We start from the raw sequence: 20,788 nt of genomic DNA, 5'->3' as shown, positions 1-20,788 counted from the left end.
TACTTTCCAAGTTTATTAAAGGCAATCACCTTGACCGGTGATTGCCTTTATTTTTAAGGGCCTCGTTACCATTTGACCCTATTTTATGTACCGTTTTTGTAATAAAATAAACGGTATAAATTCCTCTACGAGAATAGCTCATGTCTACAACTGGTCGCATTCACTCATTCGAATCTTGTGGTACTGTCGATGGCCCTGGTATCCGCTTTATTGTGTTTCTTCAAGGCTGCTTAATGCGTTGTATGTACTGCCATAACCGCGATACATGGGATCTTCATGATGGAAAAGAAGTAACAGTTGAAGAGATCATCAACGAAGCAAAATCATACCGTCACTTTATGAAAGCTTCCGGTGGTGGTATCACATGTTCTGGCGGTGAAGCCATGCTACAACCAGAGTTTGTTCGTGATTTTTTCCGTGCAGCTCAAGCTGAAGGCATTCATACTTGTCTCGACACTAACGGCTACATTCGTAAGCACACAGAAGTGGTTGACGAAGTTCTAGAAGCTTCTGATCTCGTAATGTTAGATCTAAAGCACATGCGAGATGAGATTCACCACGATTTCATTGGTGTATCCAATAGACGTACACTGGATTTTGCACGCTACCTACACAAGATTGGCAAGAAAACTTGGATTCGTTATGTGATTGTTCCGGGCTACACCGACACACCAGAAGATGCTCATCTTCTAGGTGAATTCATTAAAGACATGGATAACATCGAGAAAGTCGAGCTTCTTCCGTACCACAAGCTTGGTGCTCATAAATGGGAAGCGCTTGGCTTTGACTACCCTCTTGAAGGTACAAATCCGCCAAGTAAAGAGAAAATGGACGAGATTGTTGCAGTACTTAGCCAGTATCATTCAAACGTAAAATACTAATACTGCAGACGATGCTCAACCTCTATTTTAAACGCCTCAATTTCGATTGGGGCGTTTTCTTTTCTAGCGCTAACTATCCTTTCACTTTTCTTTACAACTTTTGTTTATCAATTAAAAAAATCATATTAAATCCGTGTTGAGATCATGTTTCCACGCGTAGGAATGCTGTTACTCTTACTGCAACAAAAGAATATAACATTTAGTTTTTTAGTGAGGCTCATCCCATGGAAATGACCAATGCTCAGCGTCTAATTCTATCAAATCAATACTACCTAATGTCTCAAATGAACCCTGAGAACTCGGCGAAATACCAGCGTCTACAAACGATTGTAGAACGTGGTTACGAGCTCCAAATGCGTGAACTTAACAAAGAATTCGGTTGTTTGACTGAAGCTGAATGTCGTGAAATTATCGACATCATGGAAATGTACCATGCTATGCAAGAGTCGAACAAAATGCTTGCAGAGCAAGAGCGTGCTGAAGTTGACCAGCGTCGTCTTCAGTTCCTAGGTTTTGATATAGCATCTGAAGCTCAAATCGTGCATTACGTGCGTTTCCTTGTAGATTCTGAAGGTCTTTACCCTCAATTCGACAAAGCTGATCACCATTTCAACAGCCAAATGCCAATGTTAGAGAAATACCGCCGCATGTTAACAACATGGCGCAACTGTCCTCGTCAGTACCACCTATGTTCGACAGAACTATCTCAGATCTTTAGCGCTTAATACGTTAATAGATCAGCGATAACTTTTAAAAAGTTTCAAGAAAAGGGTTAATCATCATGAGTAACCCTTTTTTAATGTCAGCATTTAGAAAGAAAAACCAAAGCAACGAGAAGACGTAAGCAACACCGACGTTCACGGCCATGTTGATACCACTTTCAAGTATTGGGCTATGCTCTATATCTCCTTCAAGATTGATATTACGAACGCCACCAGTGATTCGGATATTTGGCGTCAAATGTAAGTAACCACCTAAACCAATAAAGTACTGACTATCGCCGTCTGCACATAGGGATCACAACTCGGTTTGACAGTGTATTTTTATAGACCGTTGATGAATAAGAAGCTGTAACGCCAAACGACCACTATGAGACTCTCGCGTATACATTTGTCGTTACTAATATTGCGGCGCCGATGACGACCGTTTCTAATCCATTATTCTTCGCTACATCTACCTATTTATTGAACAATTTTTGATAACGCCACGCCTTATATGGTTTTCAATCCCATAGAATTAATAGAGCTCAGTTATACGTCGAATAGGTATAAATACAGTATGGGAATTGGAAAGCTTCTTAAAATCACAAAACAAACGCTTAGCCACCTCGAATACAAAATAATTTCATTCTACTCACCTCAAGTTGCCCATTGCTTTCACAACACTTTCCACACGCAAAATTGTAAATAAATACATAATTGTTAAGCAAAATTGTGGAAGCGGGTCTAACCTTAAATTGTAGGGAGAGCCTATTTTTCAATCGCTCGTCAGTTTTGACTGGTTAACAAGGGGAATGTGACTATGAGTATTTTTGACCACTATCAATCACGTTATGAAGCAGCCAAGGAAGAAGAGCTGACACTGCAAGAATTCTTGGGGCTGTGTAAAGACGATAAGAGTGCTTATGCTAATGCTGCTGAGCGCTTACTACTGGCCATTGGTGAACCAGAGGTCATTGACACCGCTCAAGACCCTCACCTCAGCCGTATTTTCTCGAACCGAGTCATCTCACGCTACAGCGAATTTAAAGATTTCTACGGCATGGAAGATGCGATTGAACAGATTGTTTCTTACCTAAAACATGCTGCGCAAGGTCTAGAGGAACGTAAACAAATCCTTTACCTCCTTGGCCCTGTGGGCGGTGGTAAATCTTCTCTTGCTGAAAAGCTTAAAGCACTGATGCAAAAACTGCCAATCTATGTATTGTCTGCTGACGGTGAACGAAGCCCAGTTAACGATCATCCTTTCTGCCTGTTCGATGTAAACGAAGATGGCGACTTATTGAAGAACGAATACGGCATTGAGAAACGCTACCTTCGCTCAATTATGTCTCCGTGGGCAGCAAAACGCCTGCACGATTTTGGCGGTGATATTTCCAAATTCAAAGTCATCAAGTTACGTCCTTCTATCCTCGATCAAGTTGCGATCGCGAAAACTGAGCCAGGTGATGAAAACAACCAAGATATTTCTTCTTTGGTTGGTAAAGTGGATATTCGTAAACTTGAGCACTTCTCCCAAGATGATCCTGATGCCTACAGCTACTCGGGGGCTCTATGTAAAGCAAATCAAGGTGTTATGGAATTCGTAGAGATGTTCAAGGCGCCAATCAAGGTACTGCACCCTCTACTAACGGCAACACAAGAAGGCAACTTCAACGGTACCGAAGGGCTTTCTGCACTGCCATTTGACGGTATGATTTTAGCTCACTCGAACGAATCTGAGTGGCAGACCTTCCGTAACAACAAAAACAACGAAGCCTTCCTCGACCGTGTGTACATTGTAAAAGTCCCTTACTGTCTGCGCGTCTCTGAAGAAGTTAAGATCTACAAGAAACTGCTTGAACACAGTGAGCTATCCAAAGCCCCTTGTTCGCCAAGCACACTCGATCTGCTATCGCAATTCAGCATCCTGTCCAGACTGAAAGAGCCGGAAAACTCTTCTCTGTTCTCAAAAATGCGTGTTTACGATGGTGAAACTCTAAAAGACACCGATCCAAAAGCGAAAAGCTACCAAGAATATCGAGACTATGCTGGTGTTGACGAAGGCATGTCTGGGCTATCAACACGTTTCGCCTTTAAGATCCTCTCTCGTGTGTTTAACTTCGACCAAGCCGAAGTCGCTGCTAACCCAGTTCATCTGTTCTACGTAATTGAACAGCAAATCGAACGTGAGCAATTCCCTCAAGAAACCGCAGAGAAGTACCTTGAGTTCTTGAAAGGATACCTAGTACCTCGTTACGTCGAGTTCATCGGCAAAGAGATTCAAACCGCATATCTAGAGTCTTACTCTGAGTATGGTCAAAACATCTTCGACCGCTATGTGACTTATGCTGATTTCTGGATTCAAGATCAAGAGTACCGCGATCCAGAAACAGGCCAGCTATTTGATCGAGCTTCACTGAATGGTGAACTGGAGAAAATCGAAAAAACAGCCGGTATCAGCAACCCGAAAGACTTCCGAAACGAGATAGTGAACTTTGTGCTTCGTGCCAAAGCCAACAACAACGGTCAAAACCCAGTCTGGACCAGTTACGAGAAGCTTCGCACTGTGATTGAGAAGAAAATGTTCTCCAACACAGAAGAGCTGCTTCCTGTTATTTCGTTCAATGCTAAAACCTCAACGGATGACCAGAAAAAACATGACGACTTCGTTGCTCGTATGATGGAAAAAGGCTACACCGAAAAACAAGTCAGACTGCTATCCGAGTGGTACCTAAGAGTTCGCAAATCCTCATAATGAAACGGTTTTGAGCTGTTCAGGTGAGCAGCTCGTACTAATCAATAACTTTATACGTTAATAAACCAATAACTCTTATACCCGAATAAAAAGTAGGATCGCGACATCAGCTGAGAGGGAGTTCTTATGGCACAATTTATCGATCGGAGGCTCAATGGCAAAAATAAGAGTGCTGTAAACAGACAGCGCTTCTTAAGACGCCATAAAGAGCAAATCAAAGAATCTGTGGCCGATGCAGTCAACCGACGCTCAATCACCAATACTGAAACGGGTGAGGATGTTACGATTCCTCATAAAGACATAAAAGAACCTAGTTTTCATCAAGGCCAAGGAGGTCGAAGAGAACGCGTTCATCCAGGTAACGATCAGTTCATTACCGGCGATAAAATCGAGCGCCCTAAAGGTGGTGGACAAGGTGGTGGCTCTGGCGAAGGTGACGCCAGCCCTGATGGCGAAGGTCAAGACGAGTTTACCTTCCAAATTTCCAAAGATGAGTATCTTGATATTCTCTTTGAAGACTTGGCACTCCCTAACCTTGAAAAAAATCAGGTCAATAAAATCACTGAATGGAAAACCCATCGCTCTGGGTATCAGAGTGCAGGGATTCCGTCCAACATTGCGATTGTACGTTCTCTACAGCAATCTCTCGCGCGTAGAACTGCCATGACAGCAGGGAAAAGACGCGAGCTGAATCTACTGATGGAACAACTTGACCAAGTTAAGATGACAGAACCCGCTCAACCATTTGAAGAGAGTCGATTAAAAGAAGAAATTGCCGAGTTACGTAAGAAAATCGAAAGCGTACCGTTCATTGACACCTTTGACTTACGTTATAAAAACTACGAGAAGCGCCCTATCCCATCTAGCCAAGCCGTGATGTTCTGTTTAATGGATGTATCTGGCTCAATGGACCAAGCGACTAAAGATATCGCTAAGCGTTTTTATGTTCTACTTTACCTATTCCTCAACCGAACCTACGAAAACGTCGATGTCGTGTTTATTCGTCACCATACACAAGCCAAAGAAGTCGATGAGCATGAGTTCTTCTACTCTCAAGAGACCGGGGGTACCATCGTTTCCAGCGCTCTCAAATTAATGAATGAAATCGTTGCTGACCGCTATCCTGCCGGTGAATGGAACATCTATGCCGCACAGGCCTCTGATGGTGATAACTGGGCCGACGATTCGCCTCGCTGTAAAGAACTGCTGGTTAAGAAACTTTTACCAACCTGTCAATATTACTCTTATATCGAAATCACACGCCGCTCTCACCAAACGCTTTGGCATGAATACGAAAAACTAGAAAGTAGCTTTGATAACTTCGCAATGAAAAACATCAAGACCGTAGAAGATATCTTTCCAGTATTTAGAGAGTTGTTCCAGAAAGAGACAGCATAAGGGGGCTTGCCATGACAGCGAAATCAAACATTGCAGATAGAGACAAGGCTACGCAGAAGAAAAACGACAAGATGCTGCCTGACGGCCCTGACTGGACCTTTAACCTGTTAGAACAATACCACGTTGAAATTAAGCGTGTGGCCCAGCATTACCGTTTAGATACTTACCAGAACCAGATTGAAGTGATTACCTCTGAACAGATGATGGATGCCTACTCAAGTATTGGTATGCCTATCAACTATAACCATTGGTCATTTGGTAAGAAGTTCATTCAAACCGAACAAAACTATAAACATGGCCAAATGGGGTTAGCGTACGAGATCGTGATCAACTCGGATCCATGTATCGCTTACTTGATGGAAGAGAACACCGTCACTATGCAGGCGCTCGTTATGGCTCACGCTTGTTACGGCCACAACTCATTCTTTAAAGGTAACTATCTGTTCCAAACTTGGACAGACGCAAGTTCGATTATTGATTATCTATTGTTCGCTAAAAAATACATCGCGGATTGTGAGGAAAAATACGGTGTTTCAGAAGTAGAACAACTTCTCGACTCTTGTCATGCGCTGATGAATTACGGCGTAGACAGGTACAAACGCCCAGAAAAGATCTCGATTGCTGAAGAGACGGCGAGACAAGAAGAGCGTGAAGCTTATCTGCAATCTCAAGTGAATGAGCTATGGAGAACCGTTCCTCAAAATAAAAGTAAGGAAGAAACAACAAAAGTTCGTTTCCCGAGTGAGCCTCAAGAAAACATCCTCTACTTTATTGAAAAGAACGCGCCACTGCTTGAACCTTGGCAACGTGAATGTGTTCGTATCGTTCGTAAGGTAAGCCAGTATTTCTATCCTCAAAAACAAACACAGGTAATGAATGAGGGTTGGGCTACCTTCTGGCATTACACCATTCTGAACCACCTTTACGACGAAGGTTTGGTGAGTGATAAGTTCATCTTAGAGTTCCTACACAGTCACACCAGTGTGGTTGCTCAACCCGCCTACAACAGCCCTTATTTCAGTGGGATAAACCCTTATGCACTTGGCTTTGCGATGTTTAGAGACATCCGACGTATCTGTGAAGAGCCAACCGATGAAGATAAGGAGTGGTTCCCTGAATTAGCCGGCAGTGATTGGTTAGAGGCGGTTCACTTTGCGATGCACAACTTCAAAGATGAAAGCTTCATCAGCCAATACCTTTCTCCAAAGATCATTCGTGACTTTAAGCTATTCTCAGTACTCGACGACGACCGTAAAAATACCATCGAAGTTAGTGCAATTCACGATGATCCTGGCTATCGCTTGATTAGAGAAAAACTGGCTGCACAATACAACCTAAGTAACCTTGAACCGAATATTCAGGTGTTTAATGTGGATGTTCGTGGTGACCGTTCAATGACATTGCAATATGTCCCTCATGACCGTATCCCGCTTGATAAAGGCTACGATGAAGTGATGAAGCATCTCTATCGCTTATGGGGCTTTGATGTCATTTTGGAAGAGCTCAAAGACACAGGCCATAGAGAAATCCTCACGACGTGTCCAAAACGTAACGATTATGGATCCAAGATTTAATACCAATCAAAGTAAGTGATTGGTATAAGACTCCGCTCCCCCTACAACATAGTGGTCAACCCGCTCGGAAGTGGAGCAATAAAAAGCGCATAAGTCTGATGACTTATGCGCTTTCTTTTTAAGGCTCAAACGTCTTCAATAGACGCAAGGCACTAAACCTAGATACTAGAGCTAAAGCTAAATAAGCTTAAACAATCGGCTTTTGGCCGCGTTCAATCAGCTTCATCAGCACGCTGTCTGCAGATTTACCTGCCACGCCCGCTAGTTTGTCTGAAAGCTTTTTCTTCTGTACATAGTGAATCGCTAGAACCGTCTTGTCCTTACATGCCGCTACAACTAAATTATCAGAAGTGCTGATCTCATCCACCAGCCCAAGCTCATGCGCTTGTGTGCCAAACCAGTGTTCACCGGTTGCTACTTTTTCAAGATCTAGCGCAGGTCGGTGGTCATGAATGAAGTCTTTAAATAAACCATGAGTTTCCTCTAGCTCTTCTTTAAACTTCTCGCGTGCTTTATCACTGTTCTCACCAAACATAGTAAGCGTGCGTTTGTACTCACCCGCAGTTAGCTGTTCGAATTCAATATCGTGCTTTTTAAGCAATTTGTTGAAGTTTGGTAGTTGAGCGATAACACCAATAGAGCCAACAATGGCAAAAGGTGCAGATACGATTTTGTCTGCGATACATGCCATCATGTAACCACCACTCGCGGCTACTTTGTCTACCGAGATAGTCAGAGGCAGGCCTGCTGCTTTGATACGGTCGAGTTGAGAAGACGCCAAACCATAGCCATGAACCATGCCACCGCCAGACTCAAGCTTAAGTAATACTTCATCACCTTCACGAGCCACAGCCAACACCGCCGTTACCTCTTCACGTAATGAAGCCACTTCTTTAGCATCAATGCTGCCGTTAAAATCGAGAACGAATAGGTGTGGTTCACGCTTGCTATCAAGCTCACCCTCTTTCGCTGCTTTTTTCACTTCTTTGCCACGTGATTTTACTTTTTCTTTTTCCGCTTTTTTTTCAGCTTTATCACGGGCTTTGATGAAAGCATCATCATGTAGATGGTGCTCAAGTTGCTCAATCGTCTGTTTGTGGTGTTCAGATAGGTTCGTGATTTCCAGCTCACCTTTAATTGCGCTTGATTTTCCACCCACCGATTTAGCAATCACCAAAATTGCAATGATGGCGATTACAACGGTCGCAATCTTGGCTAAAAACAAGCCGTAGTCCAACAAAAATTCCAATGTCATATCCCCTAATGTATGAATTAGTGTATTGTAACCATCTTGTCACGATTACCAAGAATTTCTCATCATTCCTGCGTTTATCTGTGTGATTAAACACCAATGGAATGACGAACATAATAAAAGAAAGAAGGATAAGCACAGTGGATTACCCAATCTCTACAGATGCCCTCAAAGATAAAGTAATTTTAGTTACAGGTGCCGGTGCTGGCATTGGTCGCCAAGCCGCGCTAAGTTTCGCTCAACATGGTGCAACTGTTATTCTGTTAGGCCGCAATGTCAAAAACCTTGAATTAATTTACGACGAAATCGAAAGCGCTGGTTACCCACAGCCTGCGATTATCCCATTGGATTTAAAAGGCGCGACAAAACAGAACTACGTTGATATGGCAGAAACCATTGAGTCACAGTTCGGTCGTTTAGACGGCCTACTGCATAACGCAGGTGTGCTTGGCACGTTAAGTCCATTCGATCAAATCGATGAAGAAACGTTTGATGGCGTTATGCAAATCAACGTTAAAGCTGAATTTCTAATGACTCAAGCATTACTGCCTGTCATTAAGAAAGCGGAAGCGGGTCGTATTGTCTTTACCTCTTCAACGGTTGGTCACTCTGGCCGTGCGTTCTGGGGCACTTACGCGATTTCAAAGTTTGCTACCGAAGGCATGATGCAGATCTTAGCCGATGAGCTTGAAGACACAAACATCCGTGTTAACGCAATCAACCCAGGCGGAACTCAAACACGCATGCGTGCAAAAGCTTACCCAGGTGAAGATGCGAACAAGCTGAAAACACCACTCGACATCATCCCGCTGTATCTACACTTAATGAACCCAAGTGTGACAGACATTAATGGCCAATGTATCGACGCTCAACCTAAGTAGCTGATATTATCAGCAATAACAAGAAGTCGCTTTAATAGCGGCTTTTTTTGTATCTAAATCAACCATCTAATATTTAGTTCATCTGATTTTCATCATTTTTCTTTGCATCTTTTTCATTGTTAAATATACTGTATAAATATACAGGTATTTAATTATGCATGAACTCATAAAAAACTTACAAGACCGCCAGTTAATCTGGAAAGGGTTACAATCGACAACACAAGGAAGTACCACTTCGACAGGCTATCCTCAACTGGATAAACAGCTTGATGGAGGCTTCCCAACGCACGGTGTTATTGAGGTTGAATCACAACAAGGGATCGGTGAACTTCGCCTGCTTACGCCCTATTTAGCTCAACAAAACTCGCAAAAACTGGCCATATTCATTAACCCGCCAGGGAAAATTTGTGCCGAGTTTTTTAGCAGTCAAGGCATTGAACTAGAGAACATTCTCGTTATCCAACCTCAGCGCGACCTCGATGCATTGTGGGCAGCAGAGCAGTGCCTTAAAAGCGGCGCCTGTCACTCGGTATTGCTATGGGGAGCCGATCTAGAGATACACCAAACCAAGCGCCTGCAAGCAGCAAGCGAAACGGGTAAGGGTCTGCAATTTCACTTTAAGGCCACCAGCCATAATCAGTTATCCCTACCCGTTTCTCTAAGCATGAAGCTATCTTCTCACGCCCAAGGGTTAAAGATTGAGGTCACAAAAAGGAAAGGCAGTTGGTCGTATGGCTGCTTTATTCTAGACATGAGCCAAAATTGGCCGTTACTCACAGAAAAAGTCATCTATGAAGACAGTTCAAACCACGGGTTGTCTGGTAATACGGTGCTGGCTTTTCCTATTGCGAAGCAAGGCTAGCGTATGTTGTGGCTTTATCTGCACTTTCCATCTCTGCAGTTGGATACCTTGTTTAACTCTAATGAATTGGGTTCAAGCAAAGACTCACGCGAACAACCTATTATCATCGTGGATGAAAAAGATCACCATGTGCTGCAAGCTAACCCAGCCGCGCTGGAATCAGGCATAACACTAGGTATGGGGCTAGGATCTGCAGCGGCGCTTTGCCATAACTTACACGTTCACCCTTACATCATTGAGCTAGAGAAAAATAAGCTGAAAGAGATTGCTCAATGGGCCTATCTGGTTACATCCGACATGGCCTTACTGCCACCTAATGGATTATTGATTAAGGCCTCTAACATGCTGTCGCTTTACGATGGGCTAGATAACTACTGGCATGAACTCAAAAGCCATTTAGAAACGCTCAATATCCAGTTCAGCTTTGCTACGGGTTATTCGCCGCTTTCTGCAATCCTTTTAGGCAAGCAATCCATCAACCAAGCGACGAATAATGTTGAGCAAATGAAAGCTTGGGTAAGTCAGCAGGCGCTGAGTTCAAGCGAGCTTCCTGCTAAACAAGTTGAGCGCCTGAATCGTGTTGGTATCAATGTCGTAGAAGACCTATTAAAGCTGCCTTTGCAAGATGTCGCGCGCCGCTTTGATATCGACTTGGTGAACTATGTGGGTCGTCTTAATGGGCAGTTCAAGCACCCTATTGATTTTTATCATCCACCAGAGAGTTTCCAACAATATTTGGAGCTGCTGTTTGATATTGAAAACATCCTATTCATCGAAAAGCCTTTGCTGAAATTGTTGAATCAGCTCGAATGCTTTTTGAGGTTACGTGACCGAGTGGCTTTCGAGTTAACGCTGACTTTGCACCTAAGAAATAAAGACGACCACCCTGTCTCTTTTTATTCAGCACAAGGTGATTACCTTGCGACAAAGTGGGTAAATCTCACGCATCTCACCTTAGAATCACTAAAGCTCACAGCACCGGTTCAGGGGCTGACCCTATCCTTGGTTCGTCATGGAGAACCGCAAATGGCCTACCATGATCTTTTTGATGGTAACACAGGAACACTTGCCACGTTAGATTTGCTCTCACTACTGCAAGCAAAGCTTGGGCAAGCCTGCATTCAAACACCGAAAATACAATACGACCCAAGGCCAGAAAAGGCCAATCAGTATTCACTCCCAACACTGAGTAAACCTGTGTCAAAGAGACAAACTCCCTCAGGGAGCGAGCAACAAACCATAGCTCTCAGCGTCAACCAACAACGACTCAGGCCCAGTATTTTACTGCCAGAGCCCGAAGCACTAACCGAAAGCGTCACCTTATCTCAAGGCCCTGAGCGCATTGTGTCTGGCTGGTGGGACGGAGAGAAGATCATTCGTGACTACTTTATTGCTCACAGTGAAAACGGTCGATGGCTCTGGATATTTAGAACACCAGATAAACAGTGGTTTTTGCACGGCTTATTTAGCTAGTTTGTAAGACAGATAGTAAGAAACTTCGCTATCTCGTCCGTTCTGCTTATTGAACTTCAACATCCTTTTTCAATCATATTCACTCGCAATGGTTAAGTGAGATTACGTTATGTCTCAGCAATACTCAGAGCTATTTTGCCAAAGTAATTACTCCTTCCTTGAAGGAGCTTCACACGCAGAGGAGCTTGTTTTACAGGCCGACTTCTTACGTTACAAAGCGCTCGCAGTTACTGATGAGTGCTCGCTGGCGGGCATCGTTAAGGTTCACTCAGCAATCAAGCAACATAAACTGTCGCTCAAACAAATTGTCGGGAGCATGTTTTGGTTAAATGAAGAGTGCCAAGTGATCTTGATATGCCCAAACAGAGAAGCCTATGCCGAGCTGTGTCGTATTATTACCAATGCGAGACGTCGTAGCAGTAAAGGACATTATCAACTCTCTGAGTGGGATATCATGTCGGCTAAGCACTGCTTTATTGTTTGGCTCCCTCAACAGAAAAATGAAGATGCACACTGGGGGCAATGGCTTTCTCAGCATCATTCAGGTCGGCTTTGGATCGGCTTACAACGACACCTAAAGCAAACCGATCAGCAGTACATCGACTATTGCGTCGAGATGTCACACCATCATCAACTGCCGATAACCGCTTGTGGTGGCGTGCTGATGCACAATGCTAACCGCTTACCCTTACAGCACTCACTCACTGCGATAAAATACCAAAAACCTATTACCGAAGTGGGCAGTCACTTACTCGCTAATGCCGAGCGCTGTTTACGAAGTATTAATAAGCTATCGCATATATTCAAAACTGAGTGGCTAGAAGAGAGCAACCGAATCTCAGAGCTGTGCGAGTTTGAGTTAGACAGCTTGCGCTACGAATACCCAAGCGAGCTGATTCCTCAAGGTGAGACTCCAATGAGTTATCTACGCATGTTGGTCGAGAAAGGAAAACAGGCTCGCTTCCCGCAAGGCGTGCCTAGCGACATTCAACAAATCATAGATAAAGAATTGGGGCTGATTGACGAGCTTGAATACCCTTTCTTTTTTCTCACCATTCATGACATCGTTATGTTTGCCAAAAGCCAAGGAATTCTTTATCAAGGTCGAGGTTCAGCGGCCAATTCCGTGGTCTGTTACTGCTTAGAAATCACCTCTGTCGACCCAAGACAGATCTCAGTATTATTTGAACGCTTCATCAGTAAAGAACGTGATGAGCCGCCGGATATTGATGTCGATTTTGAGCATGAGCGCCGTGAAGAAGTCATCCAATACATCTACAAAAAATACGGTAGAGAACGCGCAGCACTTGCCGCAACTGTCATTTCATATCGCTTCAAAAGTGCAGTAAGAGATGTCGGCAAAGCTTTAGGGCTACAAGAAACTCAGCTGGATTACTTCATAAAGAACACCAACCGCAGAGACAAAAGCTTAGGTTGGCAGGCTCAATTAACTCAATTGGGGCTGCAACCGGACTCTTTGAAAGGTCAGCAATTTATCCATTTAGTTAATGAGATCATCGGCTTTCCACGTCACTTATCTCAGCACGTTGGTGGCTTTGTGATCTCTTCTGGGCCTTTGTACGAATTGGTTCCCGTCGAGAATGCAGCTATGCACGATCGAACCATCATTCAATGGGATAAAGATGATCTTGAAACCTTAGGGCTGCTTAAAGTCGATGTACTCGCGCTTGGTATGCTTTCTGCGATTCGTAAGTGCTTCGACCTGATCAAACGCATTCACGGGCGATCACTCACCATCGCAGAGATCACTCGCCTCAAGGACGATCCTCAGGTTTATGGCATGATTCAACGAGCAGACACGGTCGGTATATTCCAAATTGAGTCACGCGCGCAAATGAGCATGCTGCCAAGGCTCAAACCAAGGACTTATTACGACTTGGTGATTCAAATCGCTATCGTGCGTCCTGGGCCTATTCAAGGCAATATGGTTCACCCATTCTTAAAGCGTCGAGATGGTATTGAGCCAATCAGCTATCCATCTAAGGATGTTAAATCGGTACTGTCGCGCACCTTAGGTGTGCCGATATTCCAAGAACAAGTGATTAAGCTCGCGATGGTGGCAGCAGGGTTTACAGGTGGAGAAGCGGATCAACTCAGACGCGCCATGGCGGCTTGGAAGAAAAATGGTAACGTCTTTAAGTTCAAAAACAAGCTCATCGAGGGCATGCAAAATCGCGGTTATGAGACAGAGTTTGCTGAGCAGATATTTAAACAAATATGTGGTTTTGGTGAATACGGCTTTCCAGAAAGCCATTCCGCCTCATTTGCCGTTTTAGCCTATTGCTCAGCTTGGTTGAAATGTTACTACCCAGAATGTTTCTACGCGTCTTTGCTCAATAGCCAACCCATGGGCTTTTATAGCCCTTCACAGTTGGTACAAGACGCACAACGACACAATGTGGCGATTCTTCCAGTATGTGTGAACACCTCACAAGACAACCACATAGTCGTTGAACATCAGAATGGTTTAGCGATTCGCTTAGGGCTACGACAAATCAAAGGGTTCAGCGAGCATGGAATCCAAAGCGTGCTCGCCAATCGCCCACATTCCGGTTATCGCCATCCGAGCCAAGTGAAACAGTTGTCGATGAATAAGAAGGACATAGAGTTACTCGCGTCAGCTAATGCGTTACACAATGTTTCTGGTGACCGTTTTCAGACACGCTGGGCAATGATGGATTCAGCATCTGACTTACCGTTATTTAGTCAAGTTCACGACGACATAAAACACTCACTTCATCAACCCAGTGAAATGCAAAATTTATTAGAGGATTTCAGTAGTGTCGGGATTTCGCTAAATAAGCACCCTATCACCTTACTAGAAGAAACTAATCGATTAGGCCGCTTCACACATATGAAAGACTTAAAACAACAAAGACATAAATCCATGGTCACGGTCGTTGGTTTAGTCACTGGTAAGCAGTCACCCGGCACCGCAGCCGGTGTCACCTTTGTCACATTAGAAGATAACACGGGCAATATTAACGTTGTGGTATGGGGAGCCACCGCACGCGCACAGCAACAAGCTTATCTGACAGCGAAGGCTTTAAAGGTGCAAGGGGTCTTAGAGAAGGAAGGCGAAGTCGTGCATGTGATTGCGGGAAAGCTCATCGATATTACCGATGAAATTACTGGCTTGAACACCAAATCACGAGATTTTCATTAGTTGTGAATTATCAGCAACGGTAAAAATAGCCATGCCATCAAAGACCAACGAAAGAGACGTAAAAAACAGAAAAGGGAGCCTTCAGCCTCCCTTCAATAAAAATTGTTGAGCTATCACTCAACGTCAGCTTCCGTACGTCTTTTCTTAAATTCCCTATATAGTAATAAACTCAAAGTCATTACAACTTTAGAAGTTAACCATATCATTAAGAGAAACTGCCTTAGGTTGTGTGTGAAAAGTTACGCTAATCGTTGAGCATATTTCGTTACGATAAATATGCTTCATCAATGTTAACAAACGTTTTCTATAAGATCATTAAAAATAACCGTACAGCAGGTTTAATTATAATAACTGACGCATTCTCTCTTGAGTCACTTCAACTAAGAGGTCAGGTTGAAATTTAGAAATGAAGCGGTTACACCCTACTTTTTCAACCATAGCTTCATTAAAACTTCCGCTTAATGAGGTATTTAGTGTGATAAATAGATCATGCATTCTAGGGTCAGTACGTACTTCATGAGTCAGCTTATAGCCATCCATTTCCGGCATTTCGGCATCAGTGATCATCAGCAGGATTTCTTGATTAATGTCTTTACCTTCATCACACCATCCTTTAAGTAAGGTTAGCGCTTCTAAGCCATCACAGCACTCGATAATGTTCAAACCCAGTTGTGACAAGGTACCTTTAATCTGATTACGAGCGGTTGAAGAATCATCAACGATAAGCACGTTACGCCCAACCATTTCATTGGCTAGCTGCTCGTCTAAAACACCTTCAGAGATAGAAACGTCGTAATCAATGATCTCGGCCAACACTTTCTCAACATCGATTATCTCAACAATTTTATGCTGATCTTCTTCTTGAATATGTGTGATAGCTGTAAGGTAATTTGCACGACCCGCCGTCTTCGGTGGTGGCTGAATTTCAGTCCAGGTCGTATTCACAATATTACGGACTTGCCCAACCAAGAAACCTTGTACCGTTCGGTTGTATTCCGTAATGATCAAGTTACTTTCTTGAGACTCAGCACGTGATGGAGGAAAGCCAATCGCACTGCGCAAATCAATAACAGGAACAGATTCGCCACGCAAAGAGGCAACCCCTGTAATGTGATGGTGAGAGCCCGGTAAGCGAGTGAGTACTGGTACTTTTAAGACTTCTTTTACTTTAAATACGTTAATCGCGAATAATTGACGACTATTTAAGCTGAATAATAAGAGTTCCAGACGGTTTTCACCAACTAGCTTGGTTCTCTGATCAACCGAATTTAAAACGCCAGACATACAACACCTTAGGGACAAATAATAACTGTGGCTACAATAGCCTACTTCAATAGGTTAAAGCAAAGCGCCAATGCACAGAATGCTTAAACTAAGTACAACAAATAATGTTATACAAAGCTTAAGTACATGGAAAGGTTTCAGGTAAAGCTAAAAGACGGGTAAAAAGAAGTTAGCCTTCAATCACTTTCATTAATAATTGACCATCATATAAGGCCTGCTTGATAAGCGCGGCACCTGGCATGGTCGCCTGCTTATAGAATCGAGACTCCACTAACTCTAAGTCTTGATGGTAAACCGACAAGCTCTGCTCTTCGATACACTTTTGGATCGCAGGATACAACACGCTCTTTGCCTGATTGATAACGCCACCAACCAAGACTTTCTCTGGATTGAAAAGATTAATCACAATCGCTATCGCAGCACCTAAGTAACGACCTAACTGTTCGATCACTTCTACTGCAAGAGGATCTCCATCGGCAGCGGCAGCACAAATCTGTTCAATAGTTACATCTTCAAACACTGTCAGTGTCGATGCTTCACCATTCGCCAATCGTTCTTTTACTTGATCACGGATCGCCTGGGAACTCGCGACCGTTTCTAAGCAGCCTCGGTTACCGCAGTGACAAAGTTTGCCCTGCTTATCGATCTGGATATGCCCAAGTTCACCAATATTACCATGTCGACCTTGCAACACTCGACCGTCGAGAATGATCCCGGCACCTACACCGTGGTGAATTGAGATAAGAACAGAATTATCGTTATCTTGTGAGTGACCAAACAGCTTCTCTGCTAATGCCCAAGCTCGGGTATCATTGGCGATAAAGACAGGTAGCCCCGTTTCTTTGTAGATTTCAGGACCCAACGCTAAATTTTTAACGTTGTAGTGCGGCATTTGCAACACAATACCTTGCTCAGAATTGACCAAACCTGGCAATGTGATTGCAATACTCGTCACCCTGTCGAGTTGTTCAGCATAAGTTTGGAAAAACTCATCAATCTCATGCAGAAGACGTGCAAGTACATCATCTTGATCACGTTCATGAATATCAATTTTAGTATCGATAAGCACGTCGCCACCCAACTCATGAAGTGCGATGGTCAAATATCCACGACCAAGACGCATTGACAAAAATTGCCAACCCTCGTTATTGGTTTGCAAACCGACAGCAGGACGCCCACGAGTCGTGGCTTCTTGAACCGTGGTTTCGTGAATGAGGTGAGCTTCAATGAGTTCACGGGTAATTTTAGTAATACTCGCCGGAGCCAACTCACTTTGCTTGGACAGATCGATACGAGAAATAGGACCTCTAAGGTCAATTAGTTTATATACACGACCAGCATTGACCTGTTTGATATGATCAATATGGCCCGGTTGAGCCATGTACATTTTACGCTCCAGAAATCATCAACAGGTTAATTTTTTTACTTTGCGAAGTAATTGTGAAGTCACTTGGTATATCGCCGTGACCAGTATCACGTATATACATGAATCTTTGTGTATCTAGTCAAATAGTTTGAGAAAAATTAACACCCATATCGATAAATTGAGACTTAATTTTCAGAATGAAACATCGCATTTTTGCTCTGAATTCAATAATTGGAGACAAATAAAGAAATATCTCCCTAGCTCCCAATAAATTATCAATTAATGCATATACTTAATTCAGTCTTTTGAAAGATTACTTGGCCTCACTCTAGGAGTATTCATGACAGCCGAATTAAGAAAAACGAAAATCGTCACAACGCTAGGCCCCTCTACTGATAAAGGTAACGTGCTTGAAGAAATCATCAAAGCAGGTGCCAATGTCGTCCGTATGAATTTCTCGCACGGCACTAGCGAAGACCATATACAACGCGCAGAAAACGTCAGAGCGATAGCAAAAAGACTCGGCACTCAAATCGCTATTCTCGGTGACTTACAAGGTCCCAAGATTCGTGTGTCGACATTCAAAGATAACAAAATACAACTTACCGTCGGTGACCAATTTACGCTCGACAGCAGCCTAGGTTTAGGTGAAGGCGATCAACAAGCCGTCGGTCTTGATTACAAAGAGCTCCCTAACGATGTATCCGCTAACGACATTCTGTTACTCGACGATGGTCGTGTTCAATTAAAAGTCACCAAGGTGGAAGGCTGTCGCGTTCACACAGAAGTCATCATCGGTGGTCCTCTTTCCAATAACAAAGGCATTAACAAAAAAGGGGGGGGGCTTTCCGCAGAAGCGCTGACAGAAAAAGACAAGCGCGATATCGTCACTGCAGCTCAAATCAAAGTCGATTATTTGGCCGTTTCTTTTCCTCGCAACGGTGAAGACATGCATTACGCTCGCCAGCTTGCACGGGAAGCTGGCTTAGAAGCTCACCTTGTCGCAAAAGTAGAGCGAGCAGAAACAGTAGCAACAGTTGAGAACATGGATGACATCATATTAGCCTCAGATGTGGTCATGGTGGCCCGTGGTGACCTCGGAGTGGAAATTGGTGACCCTGAGTTGGTAGGAGTACAAAAACAGCTTATACGTCGTGCTAGAGCGCTTAACAGAACCGTAATCACCGCAACGCAAATGATGGAGTCGATGATCTCCGCGCCAATGCCAACCCGCGCAGAGGTGATGGATGTAGCCAATGCCGTACTTGATGGCACCGATGCTGTCATGCTTTCGGGGGAAACAGCGGCGGGCGATTACCCAGTAGAAACCGTGAAATCAATGGCAGAAGTCTGTATTGGCGCAGAGAAAATGGCGGGCATTAATAACCAATCTAATTACCGTATTGACCGCACCTTTGTTACCGCCGAAGAAACCGTTTCGATGGCGACCATCTACTCAGCAAACCATATGGAAGGCATTAAAGGCGTAGTCACTCTCACCGAGTCAGGGCGAACTGCACTGATGATGTCTCGCCTGAGTGCCGACATGCCTATCTATGCCCTGTCTCGTAACGAAGGAACGCTTAATCGTTGTACTTTATACCGAGGCGTGACGCCTATTTACTTTGAAACAGAGGCCAAAGACAGCTTTGATATTGCACTATCAACATTAGATTGCCTGAAAGAAGAAGGATACCTTAAATTTGGCGACCTCGTGATCGTCACCCAAGGCGATATTATGGATGTGGCGGGGTCAACCAACTGTATGAGAATCCTACCGGTCACATAAGTCTAATCACTAGAGTCTAGAATCCTAGGTTTAGGCATAAAATTAAGAAAACAAAAAAGGGTTATCGAACCAAGTTCAATTACCCTTTTTCACTTCAAAATATTGTCGGTCTAACTACTTATTACCTGCGAGCATTATTTATCAACAACGCTGGTGGCAAGCTGTGACATGTGTGAACTACGAGCGTTCTCTGTTGACGTATAAGTTTCGACAAATCGGTAACCCGCCTCTAAACCCAATTCGTAGTCATGTAGCAAATCTTCTTTGTCACTCATTAATGAACTCGATTTAAGCGGCTGACTAGGTGCTATCTGGACCACAAACGCATCATCGGGTGGTGAGTTAAGAAAGTTTTGAGTTAGCGAGTAAGTTTGATAATGAACCATCAACATATCAGCTAAGCCTGAATCAAACTTATCACCAATCAAATGGCTTAAACGATAGATATCATCAGCACCAAACAACCATCGACCGCCATTTAAAAGATCCAAATGTACCCTGTCGCGCTTTTGCTCTTTTGAACTCAAAATTTGTTGTTGAAAGAACGAGCTCCAATCGGTTTTCCATTGGTCTACTTTTTGTTGCCAATGACCTTGAACATTATTCAACGAACCACGAAACCACTCAAGTTCTTCTACAGAGGCTCTGTTGCTCTTCGCTAAAATTGGCTTATTGTGATCCTGAATGGGTAAGTCAACACTCGACTCAAAGGTAGGTTCGGTTCTAATGACAACAATAGATCGAGCCTGACGGCGCCAAGCTTCTTGCACAGGAATAGCAGCCGAAACACCACCGTCTACGTATGTTCCATTACCAATCAGTATTTCATCATTGTATAAACGAGGGATGGCGCAAGTTGCAATCATCACTTTATACCAATCTTCACCCAGCAAAGGGAAGTAATGGTCTTGAAGGTCTTTCGAGTCGGTTACCGCAGCAAAGAGTTGTCGAGCACCCAGGGTTTGTCGCCCCAAATCAAGATCGAGCTTATATGGGTAAGCCATGATCTGCTCCAACGCCCACTCTAACCCTAAGTTCTTACGATGTCTTATGTAAGAAAACAGATTAAAGAATTCTGGTGCTGTGGTGAGATCGAGAACAAAAGAACGGCCTAGGCCTTTATCACGGCACAGATAGGCACATAAATTTAAAGCACCTGCGGAAGTACCAAAAAATTCATCAAAGGGGTCAAAATTAGAAAGAAGAAAGGCATCCAGCACTCCAGAAGTAAAAATACTTCTCTGTCCGCCACCTTGAGCGACCAGTGCTGTTTTTCCAGCAATAAACTTAGCGTAATAATCCAAGTCTATTGCTGTATCAATATTGGTTATGAGCCCACTATTCATTAATACCCTGAGTATGAAAACCCAGCCTCACGATAAATG

The 20,788-nt window shown here is 43.6% G+C and carries 14 protein-coding genes and 1 pseudogene; 10 read left to right on the top strand and 5 right to left on the bottom strand.

Going from position 1 to position 20,788, the window contains the following annotated elements; all coding sequences use genetic code 11:
- Positions 1–140 precede the first annotated feature (140 nt).
- Both pflA and SJY39_RS06695 read left to right on the top strand, forming a co-directional pair.
- Positions 141–881, top strand: coding sequence for a pyruvate formate lyase 1-activating protein (gene pflA / locus SJY39_RS06700; protein ID WP_010437353.1), 741 nt, complete (start codon positions 141–143; stop codon positions 879–881).
- Between the two features lie 224 nt (positions 882–1,105).
- Complete coding sequence (locus SJY39_RS06695) at positions 1,106–1,606, top strand: YfbU family protein (protein WP_010437350.1); 501 nt, start codon at positions 1,106–1,108, stop codon at positions 1,604–1,606.
- Between the two features lie 109 nt (positions 1,607–1,715).
- Here SJY39_RS06695 and SJY39_RS06690 read toward each other — a convergent pair.
- Positions 1,716–1,889 (bottom strand): annotated as a pseudogene (locus SJY39_RS06690) (MipA/OmpV family protein); the annotation flags it as partial.
- Positions 1,890–2,402: 513 nt separating this feature from the next.
- On the opposite strand from SJY39_RS06690, the gene SJY39_RS06685 reads away from it, so the two are divergent.
- The 3 genes from SJY39_RS06685 to SJY39_RS06675 all read left to right on the top strand — a co-directional run bounded on the left by SJY39_RS06685 (position 2,403) and on the right by SJY39_RS06675 (position 7,309).
- Positions 2,403–4,337: a PrkA family serine protein kinase gene (locus tag SJY39_RS06685; RefSeq protein WP_010437346.1), complete on the top strand. Its 1,935-nt coding sequence runs from the start codon at positions 2,403–2,405 to the stop codon at positions 4,335–4,337.
- Positions 4,338–4,463: 126 nt separating this feature from the next.
- Positions 4,464–5,735 carry a YeaH/YhbH family protein gene (locus SJY39_RS06680; protein ID WP_010437344.1) on the top strand — a complete coding sequence of 424 codons (1,272 nt, stop codon included), beginning with the start codon at positions 4,464–4,466 and terminating at the stop codon, positions 5,733–5,735.
- A gap of 11 nt (positions 5,736–5,746) precedes the next feature.
- A complete protein-coding gene (locus SJY39_RS06675) occupies positions 5,747–7,309 on the top strand; it encodes a SpoVR family protein (protein WP_010437342.1) in 1,563 nt (520 codons plus the stop codon).
- A 187-nt stretch (positions 7,310–7,496) separates the two neighbouring features.
- Here the strand turns inward: SJY39_RS06675 and sohB are convergent, their stop codons facing one another.
- Positions 7,497–8,564, bottom strand: a complete 1,068-nt coding sequence (sohB, locus tag SJY39_RS06670) for a protease SohB (RefSeq protein WP_032546066.1) — start codon at positions 8,562–8,564, stop codon at positions 7,497–7,499.
- Positions 8,565–8,701: 137 nt separating this feature from the next.
- Here sohB and SJY39_RS06665 point away from each other — a divergent pair, with 137 nt between their 5' ends.
- From SJY39_RS06665 to SJY39_RS06650, 4 genes are all read left to right on the top strand, one after another.
- Entirely contained in the window at positions 8,702–9,442 is a 741-nt protein-coding gene (locus tag SJY39_RS06665; protein WP_016792973.1) for a YciK family oxidoreductase, read from the top strand.
- A 154-nt stretch (positions 9,443–9,596) separates the two neighbouring features.
- Positions 9,597–10,304: a translesion DNA synthesis-associated protein ImuA gene (gene imuA / locus SJY39_RS06660; RefSeq protein ID WP_016792974.1), complete on the top strand. Its 708-nt coding sequence runs from the start codon at positions 9,597–9,599 to the stop codon at positions 10,302–10,304.
- Between the two features lie 3 nt (positions 10,305–10,307).
- The gene (locus tag SJY39_RS06655) at positions 10,308–11,777 is read left to right on the top strand and encodes a DNA polymerase Y family protein (RefSeq protein ID WP_016792975.1); all 1,470 of its coding nucleotides are present in this window, start codon (positions 10,308–10,310) and stop codon (positions 11,775–11,777) included.
- A gap of 109 nt (positions 11,778–11,886) precedes the next feature.
- Positions 11,887–14,964, top strand: a complete 3,078-nt coding sequence (locus tag SJY39_RS06650) for an error-prone DNA polymerase (protein ID WP_016792976.1) — start codon at positions 11,887–11,889, stop codon at positions 14,962–14,964.
- Between the two features lie 342 nt (positions 14,965–15,306).
- Here the strand turns inward: SJY39_RS06650 and SJY39_RS06645 are convergent, their stop codons facing one another.
- Positions 15,307–16,248 (bottom strand): chemotaxis protein CheV, encoded by a 942-nt coding sequence (locus SJY39_RS06645; RefSeq protein ID WP_010437325.1) that lies wholly within the window; start codon positions 16,246–16,248, stop codon positions 15,307–15,309.
- Between the two features lie 169 nt (positions 16,249–16,417).
- Entirely contained in the window at positions 16,418–17,635 is a 1,218-nt protein-coding gene (locus SJY39_RS06640) for an ROK family protein (protein ID WP_010437323.1), read from the bottom strand.
- A gap of 319 nt (positions 17,636–17,954) precedes the next feature.
- On the opposite strand from SJY39_RS06640, the gene pyk reads away from it, so the two are divergent.
- Entirely contained in the window at positions 17,955–19,403 is a 1,449-nt protein-coding gene (pyk, locus tag SJY39_RS06635; protein WP_010437321.1) for a pyruvate kinase, read from the top strand.
- A 134-nt stretch (positions 19,404–19,537) separates the two neighbouring features.
- Here pyk and SJY39_RS06630 read toward each other — a convergent pair whose 3' ends face one another.
- Complete coding sequence (locus tag SJY39_RS06630; RefSeq protein ID WP_016792977.1) at positions 19,538–20,749, bottom strand: patatin family protein; 1,212 nt, start codon at positions 20,747–20,749, stop codon at positions 19,538–19,540.
- Between the last annotated feature and the right edge of the window lie 39 nt (positions 20,750–20,788).

Source organism: Vibrio sp. R78045 (genome assembly GCF_042466085.1).
GTDB classification, from domain to species: Bacteria; Pseudomonadota; Gammaproteobacteria; order Enterobacterales; family Vibrionaceae; genus Vibrio; species Vibrio cyclitrophicus.
This window is presented reverse-complemented; position numbering and strand designations above follow the sequence as displayed.

Excerpts from the sequence above, each read along its gene's own strand:
- pflA (WP_010437353.1), top strand. The coding sequence starts at position 141 with ATGTCTACAACTGGTCGCATTCACTCATTCGAATCTTGTGGTACTGTC.
- SJY39_RS06695 (WP_010437350.1), top strand. The coding sequence starts at position 1,106 with ATGGAAATGACCAATGCTCAGCGTCTAATTCTATCAAATCAATACTAC.
- SJY39_RS06685 (WP_010437346.1), top strand. The coding sequence starts at position 2,403 with ATGAGTATTTTTGACCACTATCAATCACGTTATGAAGCAGCCAAGGAA.
- SJY39_RS06680 (WP_010437344.1), top strand. The coding sequence starts at position 4,464 with ATGGCACAATTTATCGATCGGAGGCTCAATGGCAAAAATAAGAGTGCT.
- SJY39_RS06675 (WP_010437342.1), top strand. The coding sequence starts at position 5,747 with ATGACAGCGAAATCAAACATTGCAGATAGAGACAAGGCTACGCAGAAG.
- sohB (WP_032546066.1), bottom strand. The coding sequence starts at position 8,564 with ATGACATTGGAATTTTTGTTGGACTACGGCTTGTTTTTAGCCAAGATT.
- imuA (WP_016792974.1), top strand. The coding sequence starts at position 9,597 with ATGCATGAACTCATAAAAAACTTACAAGACCGCCAGTTAATCTGGAAA.
- SJY39_RS06655 (WP_016792975.1), top strand. The coding sequence starts at position 10,308 with ATGTTGTGGCTTTATCTGCACTTTCCATCTCTGCAGTTGGATACCTTG.
- SJY39_RS06650 (WP_016792976.1), top strand. The coding sequence starts at position 11,887 with ATGTCTCAGCAATACTCAGAGCTATTTTGCCAAAGTAATTACTCCTTC.
- SJY39_RS06645 (WP_010437325.1), bottom strand. The coding sequence starts at position 16,248 with ATGTCTGGCGTTTTAAATTCGGTTGATCAGAGAACCAAGCTAGTTGGT.
- SJY39_RS06640 (WP_010437323.1), bottom strand. The coding sequence starts at position 17,635 with ATGTACATGGCTCAACCGGGCCATATTGATCATATCAAACAGGTCAAT.
- pyk (WP_010437321.1), top strand. The coding sequence starts at position 17,955 with ATGACAGCCGAATTAAGAAAAACGAAAATCGTCACAACGCTAGGCCCC.
- SJY39_RS06630 (WP_016792977.1), bottom strand. The coding sequence starts at position 20,749 with ATGAATAGTGGGCTCATAACCAATATTGATACAGCAATAGACTTGGAT.